Source organism: Mycolicibacterium xanthum (assembly GCF_019710635.1).
In the GTDB taxonomy this organism is placed as follows: Bacteria; Actinomycetota; Actinomycetes; order Mycobacteriales; family Mycobacteriaceae; genus Mycobacterium; species Mycobacterium xanthum.
Map to the genome: position 1 here is coordinate 42,162 of NZ_JAIFZS010000003.1, position 12,779 is coordinate 54,940.

The window sequence follows — 12,779 nt, forward strand, 5'->3', positions numbered from 1 at the left end:
CTGGTGCGATGATCCAGGTGTGTTCCCAGTGCGGGACGCGGTGGAACGTCCGTGACCGGCAACGGGTCTGGTGCCCGCGGTGCAACGGCACGCTGCTCGCCCCGTCGGGTCCCGCTGCCCAGCCGGAATGGGCACCGCGGCCGGGGTCGATGCCAGCGGTGCCGCCCCGTTCCGGCGCGTCGCTGCCCGCCGGCTACCGCTGGGTGGCGGTTCGCCCGGGTGCCCCGCCACCGCCGCGCGTGCGGCGCCGCCCGCTGGGTCCCACCCCTCGCTACCCGGTCATTCCGCGGTGGGGACTGACCGAATACTTCGAGTCGCCCGGCGAGGCGCAGGTGGTCCGGGCCGGCCCGTCGGTGGCCGCGGTCCGCGCCACCCTGCTGGCCACGATGGCGGTGCTGGGCGCCGCCGCGTTCATCCACCTGCTGCGCTACGTCCTGTTGATCATCAACCGCACCGTGCTGCTCAACCGGTGGGTTGCGGGCGTGGCGACCTGGGTGGGCGTCGCCGCGAGCGTCATCGCGGTGTTCATGGTGGTCGCCAGCGCGGTGGTGCTGACGAACTGGTTGATCGCACGGCGGGCCGCCGCGTTCGCGCATCACCAGCGCCCGGAGCCGAGGTCGACGTGGGCGTTGCGCGCGGGTTGTCTGATCCCGCTGGTGAACCTGGCGTGGGCTCCGGTGTTCGTCGTCGAGCTGGCCGAGATCGAGGACCGGCTGAACGGGCTGCGCAGGCCGATCGTCGCGTGGTGGATGGTGTGGCTGGCCAGCACCGCGCTGTCGGGCTTCTCGATAGCGACCAGTTTCACCACCGACGCCCAGGGCATCGCCGACAACACGGTCACCACCATCGTGGCCTATCTGTTCGGGCTGGCAGCGGTGTTGTTGGCATTGCGGGTACTGCTCGGATTCGAGCGGCAACCGGTGGAACGGCCGTACAAGCGCTGGGTGATGGTGGCCGTCGAGACCGACGAACCGAAGGACACCGATCCTGCCTGTGCGGTTGAGCCCGAAGGGGAGAACCCGGCAGCATAGGCCTATGAGCTCGGGCGAGACCGTCGGCGGCCATCCGTTCGTGGTGGCCCACCGAGGTGCCTCAGCCGACCGTCCCGAGCACACCCTGGCCGCTTACCAACGGGCGCTCGAGGAAGGCGCCGATGCCGTGGAATGTGACGTCCGGCTGACCAGGGACGGGCACCTGGTGTGCGTGCACGACCGCAGTCTGGACCGCACGTCGACGGGGACCGGGCTGGTCAGCGAGATGACATTGGCCCAGCTACGGGAACTGGAGTACGGCGCTTGGCATCCGAGCTGGCGTGCCGACGGCAGCCACGGTGACACCGGTCTGCTCACCCTCGAGGACCTGGTGACCCTGGTGCTGGACTGGAATCGGCCGATCAAGATGTTCATCGAGACCAAACACCCGGTGCGCTACGGCGCACTGGTGGAGAGCAAGGTGTTGGCGTTGCTGCACCGCTACGGAATCGCGTCGCCGCCGTCGGCGGATCTGTCCCGGGCGGTCGTGATGTCGTTCTCCGCGGCGGCGGTGTGGCGGGTCCGTCGTGCGGCGCCGATGCTGCCGACCGTGCTGCTGGGCGAGACGTCGCGCTATCTCGGTGGGAGCGCGGCCACCACGGTCGGGGCCACCGCGGTCGGCCCTTCGATCGCCACGCTGCGCGAACACCCCGAATTGGTGGACCGCGCAGCGGCGCAGGGCCGCGCGCTGTACTGCTGGACCGTCGACCACTACGAGGACGTGCAGTACTGCCGGGACCTCGGGGTGGCCTGGATCGCGACGAACCACCCCGGCCGCACCAAGGCCTGGCTGGAGAACGGTCTGACCGGCGCGGGTCGGGACTGACTCCGCTACTGATCGGCGGCGTCGAGCACGTCTTGAGGAACCGGCGAGTCGGAACCCAGCGCCGCGAACAGCCGCTGGGCGGCCTCGCTGTCCCACACCACGATCGAGCCGGACCCGTTTTCGGTGAACTCGCCGATCGGGACGGTCACGGTGGTCAGATCGCCGCGCAGTGACCAGCCCAACCGGGCGAGATCCCAGACGTGATCGCCCTCGCCGACGGAGACGGTGTCGGCCGCCGCACGCATCATCGGGTACCAGCGCAACGGGTTGAGTAGGACGGCCGGACTGGCTGCGCGGTGCACCAGCGCCGACATGAACTGGCGCTGGTTGGTCATCCGGTCCAGGTCGGCGCGCGCCGTGGCCCGGCTGCGCACGAATCCGAGAGCGCTGCGGCCGTCGAGCCGCTGGCAGCCGGCCGGCAGATCGATCCCGGCCAGCGGGTCGTTGATGGGATCGGCCAGGCACATCGTCACGCCGCCGACGGCGTCGACCAGACCGGCGAACCCCCCGAAGCCGATCTCGGCGTAGTGGTCGATGCGCAGCCCGGTGGCCAGCTCCACGGTCTGTGTCAGCAGCTGCGGCCCGCCGACGGCGAATGCCGCGTTGATCTTGTCGCTGCCGTATCCGGGGATCGGCACATAGGAGTCGCGCGGGATCGATACCATCGTCGCCGCGGTGCCCGAGAAGGGCGCGGGCAGGTGCACCAGCATGACGGTGTCGGTCCGTCCGCTGCCCAGGTCGCCTCCGGTGGTGAGGTCGGCCTGTTGCTCGGCGCTCAACCCTTCGCGGCTGTCCGATCCGATCAGCAGCCAGGTGGTTCCCGCACCCTGCGCCGGCCGTTCCGGGTAGTCGGTCAGCGCCGTGACGCGGGTCAGTGACGTGTCCACCCACAGGCCGGTGCCGAGGGTGCCTGCGATGACGACCACCAGGCAGGCGAGCAGGATGCGTCCCCAGCGGCGGGTCCGCCGCCGGGGCTTGCCGGGCGTGCGCGCAGCCGGCGGGGCCGATGGCGGCGGAGGCGGCCGGTGTGGTCCCGGCCGGCGCGGTGGTGGTGCCGGCCCGCGCGGTGGTGGGGGCGGCGGCCGATCCGTTGGTGGTGGGGGTGGCGGCCGATCCGTTGGTGGTGGGGGTGGCGGCCGATCCGTTGGTGGTGGGGGCGGCGGTCTGCGCTGCCCTGGCGGTTGTGGTGGCGGGGCCGGCGGCCTGCGCTGCGGAGTCGGCGGATTCGGCGGCCAGGCGGGCCGGTAGTTGGGATCGCGGCGGATCACCTGAGGCGGCTCCGGGTGCCGCGGCGGCCCGCCGCCCGGCCGGGGCGGGGGAGCGGGCCCCGGAAACGGCGGCCGCTTGTCGGTCACAGCAAGAATGTACGTGCTCGAGCGGGCGTCGTCGCGGACCTCGCCGCGCAGCTACAGCCAGCCGAGCCGACCCGCCAGCAGCGTGTAGCCGACGAACGCGACTGCGTCGATCAGCGTGTGCGCGATGATCAACGGCCACAGCCGCCCGGTCCGTTGCCAGGCGTAGCCGAACACCAGACCCATGGCGACGTTGCCCAGGCCCGCGCCGAACCCCTGATAGAGGTGATAGGCCCCGCGCAGCAGGGCCGAGATCGCCAGCGCCACCCACGGGTTGACCCGCAGCTGGCGCAACCGGGTGAGCAGGAACCCGACGACGATCACCTCCTCGGCCCATCCGTTGCCGAACGACATCAGCAGCAGTACCGGGATCCGCCACCAGGTGTCGTTGAGCTCGGCGGGTTCGACCGCGGCGTTCAGCCCGAGGATCCGGGCGATCTGGTACAGCGCCAGCCCCGGGACACCGATCAGGGTCGCCAGCCCGACACCGCCGAGAACATCTTGGCGCCAACGGATCCGGCCCAGGCCGACCCCGGCCGGACCGTCACCGCTGCGCCACAGCAGATACACCGCCAGCGCGCCCCACGCCAGCAGCTGAAACAGCCCGGCCAGGCTCATGCCCAGGTCGATGAGGTCGAACGGCGAGCGGCGGGGGTTGAGCGCGACGGTCTGACCCGACAGACCCTGCAGCACGCTCTCGATGAGGCTGAGCAGCGCCATGTAGGCACTCAGCGCGAACGTGACCGCCAGCACCACGGCGATCTCGATGCGCAGGGCGCGCCGCTGCGTATCGGTCAGGTCGGGTGGGGACTCGGTCACCGCAGCTACGGTAGCCGGGCCGGTCTCGCGCCGAGGTGTCGCGCGCCGGGCTCAGGCACCTCGCGCGCGCAGCCCGTTGAGGAACGGGCAGCCCATCAGCACCCGGATCGCCCGGCTCAGTCCGTTCACGTCGTCGACCGGACTGGGGAACGCCAACCGGACGTCGTGGTCGCCGTCGGTGTCCTCGACCCGCAGTTGCACGCCGTAGCGATCCAGGGCCAGCGGCCGGACCCGCCCCCGGCGCAGTGCCTGCGGCAGGCGTGCGGCGAGCCGGTCGACCACGTCGCGGTGGGCGGCCTCCAGGTGCTGTAACCAGCAGGACTCCATCGTGCAGAACGGGTCCGGGCGGGCGCCCAGCAGTGCCGCGACCGGAACGGACTCGGCGCCGGTGGAATCGGCGACGACGACGGATTCGACCTCCAGTCGCAGCAGCGTGTAGCGGGCCTCCGGACCGGCATCCTCGTTGTTCTGGTGCCGACCCGAATCGACCTGCAGTAAGGCGGGATCGGGGTCCGTGCTGGCCACCAGGTCGAGCAGGCCGGCGACCTCGGCGGCCGCAACGGCATGCAGCCTGCCCTGGATCCAGACCAGCGACCGCACCGGCTCGCGCAGCGGCAGCGGCGCGTAGTCGGTCATCTCCAGCACGGCCGGGACGCCGGCGCTGCCCGTCGAGACGACCAGCGCGGTCACCGCACCGTCGACTGGGGAGGTGACGGCGAACGACCCGTCGTCGAGGAAGTGACGAATCGGCGTCGGGTGGGGCTCGGTCCCGGCCGCGGCGAGCATCGCCCCGCCGCCGCGTGCGCATGCGCTGCGGATCCGCTCAGCGGTGGTCGGTACCGAAGGTGTCATCTCGCCGCCCCTCATTGATAAGGTGAGCCTAACTTAACTAGCGATGGCCAAGGCGCGCAAGGCCTTCATGCAGCGGAATGGGATTACCGCTTCGAACCGATACGCTGGAGTGGTGGCAGGCATCGCGTATCTCGGCCCCGAGGGAACCTTCACCGAAGCCGCCCTGCGCGCCATCGAGGCCAACGGTCTGATCCCGCAGACCGACCTGCTCGACACCCGCGGCGTCACCCCGATCCCGGCGGAGAGCACCCCGCTCGCATTGGCGGCGGTGCGGTCCGGGCAGGCCGATTTCGCGGTCGTGCCGATCGAGAACTCGATCGACGGATCGGTGCTGCCCACGCTGGACAGCCTGGCCACCGGAACCCCGCTGCAGATCTACGCCGAGCTCACGCTCGACGTGGCGTTCGCCATCGCCGTGCGGCCCGGCCTGGCCGGCTCCGACGTGGCGACCGTCGCGGCCTTCCCGGTGGCCGCCGCCCAGGTCAAACACTGGCTGTCCGAGCATCTTGCGAAAGCTCGACTGGTTCCCGCCAATTCGAACGCCGCGGCGGCCCAGGACGTCGCGGGCGGCCACGCCGATGCCGCGGTGACGACGGAACTGGCCGCGCGACGCTACGGGCTGGATACCCTGGCGGCGGGTGTCGTCGACGAACCCAACGCGCGCACCCGGTTCGTCCTGGTCGGCAAGCCGGCGCCACCGCCGAAGCGCACCGGGGCCGACCGCACGTCGGTGGTGCTCCGGCTGGACAACGAGCCGGGGGCCCTGGTCTCGGCGATGACGGAGCTGGCGATCCGCGACATCGATCTGACCCGCATCGAGTCCCGCCCCACCCGCACCGAGCTGGGCACCTACATGTTCTTCCTCGACTTCGTGGGCCACGTCGAGGACGACTCGGTCGCCGAGGCGCTGCGCGCACTGCACCGCCGGTGCGCCGACCTTCGCTACCTGGGGTCCTGGCCGACCGGTGACATGGTGGGCACAGCGCCGCCGGCGACGGACGAGGCCACCGCCTGGCTGGACCGGATCCGGGCGGGCCGGCCGTGAGTGGCCGGCTGGTGCTGGTACGGCACGGACAATCACACGGCAACGTCGATCGGCGCCTGGACACCCGGCCGCCGGGCGCCGAGCTGACCGGGCTCGGCCGCGACCAGGCCCGCGCTTTCGCCCGGACCCTGGATCGGCGGCCCGGCATGATCGTGCACTCGATCGCCACCCGCGCCGTGCAGACCGCCATGGAAATCAGCGCGGCAATCAGCGCAGAGATCAGCGCCGCGGCCCGGCTGCACGAGTTCGACGGCATCCACGAGGTGCAGGTCGGCGACCTGGAGGACCGCACCGACGAGGGTGCCCACGACGAGTTCAACTCGGTGTACCGGCGTTGGCACGGTGGCGAGCTGGGCCTGGCACTGCCCGGCGGGGAGACCGGACACGACGTGCTGAACCGCTACGTCCCGGTGCTCGAGCGGCTACGCAGGCGCCACCTCGACGACGAGGGCTGGCACGACGACATCGTCGTGGTCAGCCACGGCGCGGCCATCCGCCTGGTGTCGGCGGTGCTCGCCGGAGTCGACGGACGGTTCGCGATCGACAACCACCTGGCCAACACAGAATCGGTGGTGCTGGCGCCGATCACCGACGGGCGTTGGAGTTGCCTGCGCTGGGGACGGCTGAGCCCTCCGTTCGATCCGGAACCCACCGCGGCGATCGCCGGGGATGCCGGTACCTCAGCCGACCCGATGGGCTGACACCGCATCGGCGCTGGCGCAGGCGCACCCGACCGCCCCGCAGTCGATGTGCAGCGCATGCGCGGTGTCGGGGGTCGCACAATCGGGTTCGGTGCATTCGTCGCGCCGGTGGGGATGGTGGATCAGCGTCCCGTGGCAATGCCCGAGGCCGGCCTTGCAGGCGCGGCACTCGGCGGTCATGACCCGTTCATAGCACCCCGGGGCCCCACGGCGGGGTTGCCGCGCGGCGCACCGGTCAGGCCCAGCCCAGTTCGTGCAACCGGTCGTCATCGATGCCGAAGTGGTGGGCGATCTCGTGGATCACCGTGACCCGCACCTCGTCGACGACCTCGTCGTCGCTGTGGCAGAAATCCAGCAGCGCCTCGCGGTAGATCGTGATCGTGTCCGGCAGCGACCCGGCGTACCAGGAGTCCCGTTCGGTCAACGCGACACCCTCGTACAGGCCGAGCAGATCCGGCTCGTCGGGATGGCGGTCGGCGACCAGGACCACGACGTTGTCGATGGCCGCGGCCAACCTGGGCGGGATCAGGTCCAGCGCATCGCCGACCAACTCCTCGAACCGTTGCGGAGTCATCCGCACGGCCACGCGATCAGATCCCCGGCGGCGGAGGTGCCGGCGGGAGCGGCTCGGCCGGCGGTGGCGGCAGCAACGGGCCGGGCGGCGGCACTGCGGCAGGCGGCAGGGCCGGATCCGGCGGCGGAGGTGGCGGCACCTCGACCGGCGGTGGCGGCGGGCCGTTGAGGAAGGTGTTGCCCTGCGGGGGCGGGGCGTCGGCAGGCGCGGGCGCCTGCTCGGGCTGCGATCCCGTTCCGGTGGACAGCTGCGGCATGTGCTCGGTCTGCTGGCTCGGGCTCTGGCTGTAGGTCGACTGGGACGAACTGCCCGAAGAGGACGAGGACGACGAGGACGAACCCCCGTCCGGAATCGGGATCGGCGGCAGGTTCAGCCGCTCGACCGGGATGTCCGGCGGCGGCACCGGCGGCTGCCCGTTGATCATCAGCGGTCCCTTGGCGCTGTTGAGCAGCGTCGACCAGCCGCCGTTGCCCAGTGTGGCGCCGATGCTGCAGGACACCTGCTTGCTTCCGGCCGACCAGCTCGGCAGCGAGACCGTGCTGTAGATCAGGGTCAGCGTCGTGTTGCGCAGCTGGATAGGCGCCAGGTAGGCGTCGGTCAGCTTGGTACAGGTGTCCTTGATGAAGGTGTCCTGGTCGGGCTCCGACGGCAGCGCGTCGGGGAATTTCTCGGCCAGATTGACCGCTCCGGTCACCTCCATCGAGTGCGGCGCCGCACAGTCGATCGGGATGTCGGTGGGCTGGTTGGTGGCCGGGTCGATGCCCAGGCAAGTGCCCGGCGGCCACACCTTGGACTGGTCGATCTCGGCGACCCTGCCGGCGAACGCCAGCTGCTGATTGTTGGGACCGGGCAGCTGCAGGCCGCACAGCACCCGGCGCTCGCCGTTGGCCCGCCAGGCCTTGTCGCCCGACCACAGCATGCTGACCGAGTAGCGGCTGTTGGGGTCGAACCGGGCGCCCAGGTAGCGCTTGACCGCCGCCGAGCACTGCTCCTGGCTGATCTGCTGGATGCGGGCGGGCGACGGCGGAGCGGCGTCGGTGCCGTACTCGCTGCCGGGAAACGCACCCATGTCCACCGACTCGGCGACCTCGAAACGGTGCTCGGCGCCGCAGTCGACGATCTCGGCGGCATCGGGGGTGCGATCCGGCCAGTTGAGGCAGTCGCCGCTCTTGGCGTGGTCGAACGTGTCGTTGCCCCGGGGGCCGAGCGAGATCGCGTTGGCGGTCAGCCCGCCCGAGCGGTCGGCCTGCGGCAGCACCGTGATCACACCGGCGATCAGCAGGCCGCCCAGGGCCGTGAGCAGCAGCGCACGCCGCGTCGACTCGGCCCGCAGGCTGCGCCACCAGTGGGTCGAGTCGTTCTCTTCGCGTTCGGATCCCTCCACCATCTGCTCCATTGTGACAGGCGTGTCACATGCAGCGACAAGTGATGCAGTTGTAACGTTGTGCGGCTGCGCCGGCTCCCGGGCCGACCCCGTAGGGTTGCCCGATGTGATCGACCTCAAGGTGCTGCGAGACAACCCGGACGCGGTGCGCGCATCGCAACAGGCCCGTGGTGAGGACCCCGCTCTCGTCGATGCGCTCGCCGCGGCGGACACCGCCCGCCGGTCCGCCGTGTCGGCCGCGGACAACCTGCGTGCCGAGCAGAAGTCGGCCAGCAAGTCGATCGGCAAGGCGTCGCCCGACGAGCGGCCGGCGCTGCTGGCCGCGGCCAAGCAGCTCGCGGAGCGGGTCAAGGCGGCCGAAGCCGCCCAGGCCGAGGCCGAAAAGGCTTACACCGCGGCGCATATGGCGATCTCGAACATCATCGTCGACGGCGTCCCCGCCGGCGGCGAGGACGACTTCGTGGTGTTGGACACCGTCGGTGAGCCGCCCACGATCGCCGATGCGAAGGACCACCTCGAGCTGGGCGAATCGCTCGGGCTGATCGACATGGAGCGCGGCGCGAAGGTGTCGGGCAGCCGCTTCTACTTCCTCACCGGGGCGGGGGCGCTGCTGCAGCTGGGCCTGTTCCAGCTCGCGGTGCGGGTGGCCACCGAGAACGGCTTCACGTTGATGATCCCGCCGGTGCTGGTGCGGCCCGAGGTGATGGCCGGCACCGGTTTCCTGGGCGCGCACGCCGACGAGGTCTACCGGGTCGAGGCCGACGATCTGTACCTGGTCGGGACCTCCGAGGTGCCGCTGGCCGGCTACCACGCCGACGAGATCCTCGACCTGTCGGCCGGGCCGCTGCGGTATGCCGGCTGGTCGTCGTGCTTCCGGCGGGAGGCCGGCAGCTACGGCAAGGACACCCGCGGCATCATCCGGGTGCACCAGTTCGACAAGGTCGAGGGCTTCGTCTACTGCAGGCCCGCGGACGCCGAGGACGAACACGAGCGCCTGCTGGGCTGGCAGCGTCAGATGCTCGCCCACATCGAGGTGCCCTACCGGGTGATCGACATCGCCGCGGGTGATCTCGGATCCTCGGCGGCGCGCAAGTTCGACTGCGAGGCGTGGGTGCCGACGCAGAACACGTATCGCGAGCTGACGTCGACGTCGAACTGCACGACGTTCCAGGCCCGCCGGCTGTCGGTGCGCTACCGCGACGAGAACGGCAAGCCGCAGACCGCCGCCACGCTCAACGGCACGCTGGCCACCACCCGGTGGCTGGTGGCGATCCTGGAGAACCACCAGCGGCCCGACGGAAGCGTGCGCGTGCCCGCGGCCCTCGTGCCGTACGTCGGAACCGAGGTACTCGAGCCGAAGTAGTACCCGGCCTAGCGCTGATCCGCCAGCAGGTCGTCGAGCAGTTCGAGGAACTGCCCGGGGCGCACCGGTGTGCACGCCGGATGTGGGTAGTTGTCGGACACGTCGAGGGTGACCAGCGTCGACTTCAGCGGTCGATGGACGTCCAACGGCAGCCAGCGGCGCAGATCCGAGCTGCCCCACAGCCGGAAGCGCTGCACGAACAGGCCCAGTGGGGTGGCCTGGTAGCCACGGATGTCGCGCAGCGGGATCACCTTGGAGGTCCCCGACGGGAAGTGATAGCGGCGCAGCGTCAGGGCCTCGCGATCCAGCTGGATCAGCCCGTCGTCGTAGAAGCGGTGCGGCTGGCTCATCGGGTCACCGCCTGGTCGACCGCAGCTCGTGGCCCTTGCTGGTCAGGCACCGTCCGTTGGTCAGACTCCACTGCCAGCCGTGCAGATTGCAGGTCAGGGTGTCCCCCTCGACCACGCCGAACGTGGACAGGTCGGCCTTCAGGTGCGGGCAGCGGCGCTGGATCTCCCAGCCGTCGAGCTCGATCGACGCGCTGTCGTCATGCGCCTCGGCGAACCAGCCGTCGGCATAGGCGATCCGCTCGTCGGTCAGGCACTTGAAGAACGTGTAGAGGTACTCGTTGTACCCGCCGACCCGCCACGCCGAGAACCGGGTGGACAGGAAAATCGTGTTGACCCAGTCCGGTTCGCGGTCGCGCACCACCGTGCGGACCAGTTCCGGGGCGATCGCGAATCCGTAGCGGAACTTCTCGTCCGGGATCGGGCCGCGCACCACCCGCTTGGGGAAGTCCAGTACCACCGTCTCGTCGTGGCCGCCGCCACGCAGCCGCAGCTCGACCGGGTATCCGATGCCGTCACAGATCTGGTCGCTGGCGGCCATGATCGGCTCGAACAGTTCGCGCAGCGGCTCCAGCAGCGGCTCCCCGGCCGCGGGTGCCCAGCCGCTCTTCTCGGCGGCCAGCACCGGGGCCATCCGCTCGGCGTAGGCCGCGATGTAGTCGGCCTTGCCCGGGCCGAAGATCGCGTGCACCTCGTCGTCGGGCAGCGGATGGGTCAGCGAGTCCAGGTTCGAGCCGGTGAAGGTGGCCGCCGAACCGGGGATCATCGACAGCCCGCCGTCGTGACCGTGCGAGCGCATCTGCTCCAGGAACACCTCCTGGTCGGGGAAGATGTTCGCCGGGTCGCCGTGGTCGTCGTTGAGGTCGCGCAGCGCGGGGTCCAGGAAACACGGCGGACCCGCCGACGGGATCACCCAGGTGGCCGCGACCTGCGCGATGTACTGCCGGCAGCGGTCCATCTGGCGCTGCCGCTTCTGCACGCCGAAGGCCTCCTTGGCGCGGGCGGGCATGTCGTAGACCATCGGGTACCAGATGGCCCCGGAGTACTGCAGCATGTGCACGTCGATCTGGCCGAAGTCGGTGTGCAGCACATCGAGGTCGACGGGCCGGGCGTCGTTCATGTTGAACAGGGTGGTCTCGCCGTCGTCGACGACCAGGGCGGAGTCGCCGATCGGGCCGTCGGCGGGCGCGCGCAGCGCGATGACCATCACGTCCAGGTCTCCGGTGGGGCCGCTGACCCGGTGCTTGACCGAATCGGTCGTCTCGAGGAACCGGTGGAAGCCGAGGTTCTCCAGTTCGCGGCGCAGATCGGGCACCGGGAAGTCCGGCAACAGCACCACGGCGTCCTTGTTGACGTGCTCGCTCAGGTTCTGCGGATCGAAATGGTCCTTGTGCAGGTGCGAGACGTAGAGGTAGTCGACATCCCCCAGCGCCGCCCAGTCGAGCGCGCTGTTGTCGGGAAACGGGAACCAGGACCCGAAGTAGGCCGGGTTGACCCATGGGTCGCACAGGATGCTGCCGGCCTTGGTGTCGATCCGGAATCCGGCATGTCCGACGCTGGTGACCTGCACGAATACCCCTTCTGTCGGCGAGCCTGGGGCTGCGGGCCCCGTTCGGCAGCTTAGCCGGGCGGTCCCGGTGCGTCGTCACGGCCGGCCGGCGACCGGGCTCGTCCCGCGCTGTGGCCCGCACTACGCTGGCGGTTGTGGAACCGGTATACGGCACCGTCATCCAGCTCGCCCGACTGGTGTGGTGGGCCCAGGGGCTGAAATTCACCGTCACCGGGGTGGAGAACCTGCCGCGCACCGGCGGCGCGGTGATCGCGATCAACCACACCAGCTACTTCGACTTCACCTTCGCCGGGCTGCCCGCCTACCGGCAGCATCTCGGCCGCAAGGTGCGGTTCATGGCCAAGCGGGAGGTCTTCGACCACAAGGTGACCGGCCCCATCATGCGCAGCCTGCGGCACATCGAGGTGGACCGCGACAGCGGTTCGGCCTCCTTCGACCAGGCCTGCCGCAAGCTCAAAGAGGGCGAGCTGGTCGGCGTCTATCCGGAGGCGACTATCAGCCGCAGCTTCGAGATCAAGGAGTTCAAATCGGGTGCGGCCCGGATGGCGATCGCGGCGGGGGTGCCGATCGTGCCCCACATCGTCTGGGGCGCGCAGCGGATCTGGACCAAGGGCCACCCGAAGAACATGTGGCGCCCGAAGGTGCCGATCTCGGTGGCGGTGGGCGCCCCCATCGAGCCCACGCTGCCGGCGGCAGACCTGACCGCGCTGCTGCATTCGCGCATGCAGCATCTGCTCGGGCAGGTCCAGGACGCCTACGGCCCGCACCCGCCGGGCGCGTTCTGGGTTCCGCATCGGCTCGGTGGTGGTGCGCCGTCGCTGGCCGAGGCGAATCGGATGGACGCCGAGGAGGCGGCCGCCCGCGCTGCGGCGCGCGCCGAGCGGGACGGTGGGTCGACCGAGGCGCCGGGGTAGC

The 12,779-nt window shown here is 70.6% G+C and carries 14 protein-coding genes; 6 read left to right on the forward strand and 8 right to left on the reverse strand.

Annotated features, from left to right (window positions below):
- The first annotated feature begins 8 nt into the window (after window positions 1–8).
- Window positions 9–1,031, forward strand: coding sequence for a DUF4328 domain-containing protein (locus tag JDV09_RS02550; protein ID WP_221367552.1), 1,023 nt, complete (start codon window positions 9–11; stop codon window positions 1,029–1,031).
- 4 nt (window positions 1,032–1,035) lie between these two features.
- On the forward strand, window positions 1,036–1,857 hold the full coding sequence (locus tag JDV09_RS02555; RefSeq protein WP_221367553.1) for a glycerophosphodiester phosphodiesterase: 822 nt from the start codon (window positions 1,036–1,038) through the stop codon (window positions 1,855–1,857).
- Window positions 1,858–1,862: 5 nt separating this feature from the next.
- On the opposite strand, the gene JDV09_RS02560 is transcribed toward JDV09_RS02555, so the two are convergent.
- From JDV09_RS02560 to JDV09_RS02570, 3 genes are read right to left on the reverse strand one after another with little or no spacing between them, the layout of a single operon-like run.
- Window positions 1,863–3,212, reverse strand: coding sequence for an LCP family protein (locus tag JDV09_RS02560; RefSeq protein WP_372452829.1), 1,350 nt, complete (start codon window positions 3,210–3,212; stop codon window positions 1,863–1,865).
- A 51-nt stretch (window positions 3,213–3,263) separates the two neighbouring features.
- Window positions 3,264–4,028: a CPBP family intramembrane glutamic endopeptidase gene (locus JDV09_RS02565; protein ID WP_221367554.1), complete on the reverse strand. Its 765-nt coding sequence runs from the start codon at window positions 4,026–4,028 to the stop codon at window positions 3,264–3,266.
- A gap of 51 nt (window positions 4,029–4,079) precedes the next feature.
- The gene (locus JDV09_RS02570; RefSeq protein WP_221367555.1) at window positions 4,080–4,880 is read right to left on the reverse strand and encodes a DUF2470 domain-containing protein; all 801 of its coding nucleotides are present in this window, start codon (window positions 4,878–4,880) and stop codon (window positions 4,080–4,082) included.
- Window positions 4,881–4,992: 112 nt separating this feature from the next.
- On the opposite strand from JDV09_RS02570, the gene pheA reads away from it, so the two are divergent.
- Both pheA and JDV09_RS02580 read left to right on the forward strand, forming a co-directional pair.
- Window positions 4,993–5,925, forward strand: coding sequence for a prephenate dehydratase (gene pheA / locus JDV09_RS02575; RefSeq protein WP_221367556.1), 933 nt, complete (start codon window positions 4,993–4,995; stop codon window positions 5,923–5,925).
- On the forward strand, window positions 5,922–6,626 hold the full coding sequence (locus tag JDV09_RS02580) for a histidine phosphatase family protein (RefSeq protein ID WP_221367557.1): 705 nt from the start codon (window positions 5,922–5,924) through the stop codon (window positions 6,624–6,626). The genes pheA and JDV09_RS02580 overlap by 4 nt, the downstream gene beginning before the upstream one ends.
- Here JDV09_RS02580 and JDV09_RS02585 read toward each other — a convergent pair.
- Genes JDV09_RS02585 through JDV09_RS02595 form a run of 3 tightly spaced genes read right to left on the reverse strand, consistent with a single transcriptional unit; the run spans window position 6,606 to window position 8,596 of the window.
- The gene (locus JDV09_RS02585) at window positions 6,606–6,806 is read right to left on the reverse strand and encodes a hypothetical protein (RefSeq protein ID WP_221367558.1); all 201 of its coding nucleotides are present in this window, start codon (window positions 6,804–6,806) and stop codon (window positions 6,606–6,608) included. The genes JDV09_RS02580 and JDV09_RS02585 overlap by 21 nt on opposite strands.
- 55 nt (window positions 6,807–6,861) lie before the next feature.
- The gene (locus JDV09_RS02590) at window positions 6,862–7,212 is read right to left on the reverse strand and encodes a metallopeptidase family protein (protein WP_221367559.1); all 351 of its coding nucleotides are present in this window, start codon (window positions 7,210–7,212) and stop codon (window positions 6,862–6,864) included.
- A 4-nt stretch (window positions 7,213–7,216) separates the two neighbouring features.
- Window positions 7,217–8,596 carry a septum formation family protein gene (locus JDV09_RS02595; RefSeq protein WP_221367560.1) on the reverse strand — a complete coding sequence of 460 codons (1,380 nt, stop codon included), beginning with the start codon at window positions 8,594–8,596 and terminating at the stop codon, window positions 7,217–7,219.
- Window positions 8,597–8,690: 94 nt separating this feature from the next.
- On the opposite strand from JDV09_RS02595, the gene serS reads away from it, so the two are divergent.
- The gene (serS, locus tag JDV09_RS02600; RefSeq protein ID WP_221367561.1) at window positions 8,691–9,947 is read left to right on the forward strand and encodes a serine--tRNA ligase; all 1,257 of its coding nucleotides are present in this window, start codon (window positions 8,691–8,693) and stop codon (window positions 9,945–9,947) included.
- An 8-nt stretch (window positions 9,948–9,955) separates the two neighbouring features.
- Here the strand turns inward: serS and JDV09_RS02605 are convergent, their stop codons facing one another.
- Both JDV09_RS02605 and JDV09_RS02610 read right to left on the reverse strand, forming a co-directional pair.
- The gene (locus JDV09_RS02605; protein ID WP_221367562.1) at window positions 9,956–10,297 is read right to left on the reverse strand and encodes a hypothetical protein; all 342 of its coding nucleotides are present in this window, start codon (window positions 10,295–10,297) and stop codon (window positions 9,956–9,958) included.
- 4 nt (window positions 10,298–10,301) lie between these two features.
- On the reverse strand, window positions 10,302–11,864 hold the full coding sequence (locus tag JDV09_RS02610; RefSeq protein WP_221367563.1) for a Rieske 2Fe-2S domain-containing protein: 1,563 nt from the start codon (window positions 11,862–11,864) through the stop codon (window positions 10,302–10,304).
- Between the two features lie 134 nt (window positions 11,865–11,998).
- On the opposite strand from JDV09_RS02610, the gene JDV09_RS02615 reads away from it, so the two are divergent.
- A complete protein-coding gene (locus JDV09_RS02615) occupies window positions 11,999–12,778 on the forward strand; it encodes a lysophospholipid acyltransferase family protein (protein WP_221367564.1) in 780 nt (259 codons plus the stop codon).
- Window position 12,779: the final 1 nt, after the last annotated feature.

Coding starts and splice junctions, on each gene's coding strand:
- JDV09_RS02550 (WP_221367552.1), top strand. CDS start 9: ATGATCCAGGTGTGTTCCCAGTGCGGGACGCGGTGGAACGTCCGTGAC.
- JDV09_RS02555 (WP_221367553.1), top strand. CDS start 1,036: ATGAGCTCGGGCGAGACCGTCGGCGGCCATCCGTTCGTGGTGGCCCAC.
- JDV09_RS02570 (WP_221367555.1), bottom strand. CDS start 4,880: ATGACACCTTCGGTACCGACCACCGCTGAGCGGATCCGCAGCGCATGC.
- JDV09_RS02585 (WP_221367558.1), bottom strand. CDS start 6,806: ATGACCGCCGAGTGCCGCGCCTGCAAGGCCGGCCTCGGGCATTGCCAC.
- JDV09_RS02595 (WP_221367560.1), bottom strand. CDS start 8,596: ATGGAGCAGATGGTGGAGGGATCCGAACGCGAAGAGAACGACTCGACC.
- JDV09_RS02605 (WP_221367562.1), bottom strand. CDS start 10,297: ATGAGCCAGCCGCACCGCTTCTACGACGACGGGCTGATCCAGCTGGAT.